Below are 3,388 nucleotides of genomic sequence, written 5' to 3' on the forward strand. Positions count from 1 at the left end.
CGCAACCTCTCGGAGACCACCCGCGAAGGAAGCAGCCTTCTGGGGCTGAGTGATGCTGCCGAAGATTTGGGATTCCGTTCCATGGGCGTTCAGATCGACTTCAATACCCTGGCCGAAGAAGTACCCCTTCCCTGCATTGTGCACTGGAACAAAAACCATTTTGTGGTCATTTATAAAATTGACAAAAACAGAAAAGTATATATTTCCGATCCAAGCTACGGGCTCATTACCTACGCTCCGCAGGAATTCATCAAGCTCTGGATTGGTGAAAACGCCAATGAAAAAACAGAAGAAGGCATTGCCCTGATTTTAGAAACAACCCCTGCGTTCTTCCAGACCGAATTTGACGATAAAGAAAGCAAAGCCAGCTTTTCCTTTCTTTCAAAATATCTCTTAAAATACAAATCCCTGGTCATCCAGCTGGCCATAGGCCTTCTTGCAGGAAGCTTATTGTCCCTGATTTTCCCTTTCCTTACCCAGAGCATCGTAGACGTAGGCATCCAGAACCAGGACCTGAATTTCATTTACCTGGTCCTTCTCGCCCAAATCATGCTCTTCATCGGAAGAATGGGAATCGAGGTGATCCGGAGCTGGATTTTACTGCACCTTTCCGCAAGGATCAATATTTCCATTATCTCCGATTTCTTTATCAAGCTCATGAAGCTGCCCATCAGCTTTTTTGATACCCGAATGACGGGAGATATCATGCAGAGGATTAATGATCATCACAGGATCGAGCAGCTCTTAACCAGCTCTTCGCTTAACACGCTCTTTTCCCTGGTGAACCTCATTATATTCAGCATCGTCCTTCTGTTTTATGATTACAGACTGTTTGTTGTGTACCTGGTGGGTGCGGCAGCTTATATCGGGTGGATCAGCTTTTTCCTGAAAAAAAGAAAAGAACTCGATTATAAAAGATTTTCCCAGGTTTCCCAGGAACAGAGCAAGGTGATTGAGCTTATCAACGGCATGCAGGAAATTAAAATGCACAATGCCGAAAAACAAAAACGCTGGGACTGGGAGTTTCTCCAGGTAAAGCTTTTTAAAATCCGGATCAAATCTCTATCCCTGGAGCAGTGGCAGTCCGTGGGAGGGAATTTCATCAACCAGATGAAGGATATCCTGGTAAGCTTTCTCTCTGCAAAACTGGTGTTAAGCGGAAATTTAACGCTGGGAATGATGCTCTCCGTGCAGTACATCATCGGACAGCTCAACAGCCCTTTGCTGCAGCTTATCGATTTTATCAAACAATCCCAGGATGCCAAAATTTCACTCGAAAGACTGGGCGAAATTCATGATAAAGACGATGAGGAAAATCCGGACGAGCAATATACCCATGATCTTCCCCAAAAGGATATTGAAGTTGAAAATCTCTCTTTCCGCTATATCGGTTCAGAAGCGCATGTTTTTGAAAATTTAAATTTAAATATTCCTTATCAGAAAACTACCGCCATTGTTGGGGCCAGCGGAAGCGGGAAAACAACCCTGCTCAAGCTCCTGATGAAGTTTTATGAACCCAATGAAGGGGAAATAAGGCTGGGTAACACCAAGCTTAAGAATATTTCTCCCCGTTTCTGGAGGGACCATTGCGGGGTGGTGATGCAGGAGGGCTATATTTTTAATGATACCATTGCCAACAATATTGCGGTGGGTGAAGATTATCCTGATAAGAAAAAACTGCGTAAAGCAGTAGAAATAGCCCATATCAAAGATTTTATCGAAGAACTTCCTTTAAGCTACAACACCAAGATCGGAAATGAAGGCCTGGGAGTAAGCGGCGGACAAAAGCAAAGGCTTTTCATTGCAAGGGCCGTATACAAATCCCCGGAATATATTTTCTTCGATGAAGCCACCTCCGCACTGGACGCCAATAATGAAAAGGTAATTATGGAAAACCTAGAGCAGTTTTTTAAAGGTAAAACGGCCGTGGTAATTGCCCACAGGCTTTCCACTGTAAAACATGCCGATAAAATCATTGTTTTAGACAAAGGAAAAGTGGTGGAAGAAGGAAACCATGCTCAGCTCGTGGCTTTAAAAGGAGAATATTACCGTCTGGTAAAAAATCAATTGGAACTTGGAAATTAATGGACTTTGTTAAAGTTCTCAAGCTTTGACAAAGTTTTACAATACAACATATTTTGGAAACGAAGAAAGACATTTTAGACAATATAGAACTCCGTTCTGAAAGCGTTCAGGATATCCTTACCCAGCCGCCTCACTGGATGATCCGCTGGGGAAACACCATTATTTTTTTAATCCTGGTGATGATTCTCATCATGAGCTATATCATACGCTATCCGGAATTTATTCCCGCCCCTATTGTGGTTACCTCACAGAATCCGCCCGAAAAGCTCGAGGCACGTACCAATTCGAAAATCGAAAAAATATTCATCAAAGACCATCAGCATGTTAAAAAAAATGAAGTCCTGATGGTGATGCAGTCAACGGCCAATTATAAAGACATCCTACAGCTGAAAAAGCTGGTAGACTCTATTACCCCGGATCAGCTGGCCCGATTTCCACTCAGCGAAACTTCCCATTTTAAACTCGGGGAACTGCAGGGCGATTACAACAGTTTTGCAAAGGCGTTTCAGGATGAAGCCTTGTTTACAAGGTTACAGCCTTATGCCCCTGAAAATATTGCCGCCAACCAGAGCCTATCCGAATACAGAGTGAGAATCGCAACCCTTAAACAACAGAAAAGCCTCGAACAGGCAAAGTATGAAATCACCAGAAAAAATTACCAGCGCTCACAGGAATTGTTTAACCAGGGGGTTATTGCTGCCGTAGAACTGGAAAATGAGAAAATTAAATTCCTCCAGGCGCAGCAGAACCTGGAAAACATCAATATTTCCTTGTCCCAGATCGAAGAAGGAATCTCTAATGTCAATAAAACAAAAAGCGGAACGGTAATCAATATCGAAAAAGACAAAATTACCTATTCTTCACAGACATTACAGCTTTTTGAGCAGCTCAGGAAATCCCTCAAACAGTGGGAACAAAATTACCTGATCATCTCCAATACCGATGGTGAGGCCAGCTTTCAGCAGTTCTTCGGGGAAAACCAGTTTGTAAAGGCGGGAGACGCCATTTTATCCATCCTCCCGGACAACAGAGAAAAACTGGTGGGAAGAATGTCCGTTCCTGCAACGAATTCAGGGAAAATCATTACCGGGGAGAAAGTGCTCATCAAGCTCGATAATTACCGATACCAGGAATATGGCATCGTGGAAGGAAAAGTCCAGAACATCTCCCTCTCTCCAGACAAAGAAGGAAACTACTACGTAGATGTAGCACTCCCTAAAGGTCTGAAAACTTCCTACAATAAAACGCTTCCCTTCGATAAAGAATTAAAAGGAAATGCCGAAATCGTAACACAAGACCTCAG

The 3,388-nt window shown here is 43.2% G+C and carries 2 protein-coding genes; both read left to right on the forward strand.

The window, feature by feature from the left end; translation table 11 throughout:
• A partial coding sequence (locus U9K52_RS21085) for a peptidase domain-containing ABC transporter (protein ID WP_322928003.1) occupies positions 1 to 2,085 on the forward strand: 2,085 nt, incomplete at its 5' end.
• Between the two features lie 53 nt (positions 2,086 to 2,138).
• Positions 2,139 to 3,388 (forward strand): HlyD family secretion protein (locus U9K52_RS21090; RefSeq protein ID WP_322928004.1); only part of this gene is annotated, 1,250 nt, incomplete at its 3' end.

The sequence above is a fragment of the Chryseobacterium sp. MHB01 genome, from assembly GCF_034651565.1.
In the GTDB taxonomy this organism is placed as follows: domain Bacteria; phylum Bacteroidota; class Bacteroidia; order Flavobacteriales; family Weeksellaceae; genus Chryseobacterium; species Chryseobacterium nepalense.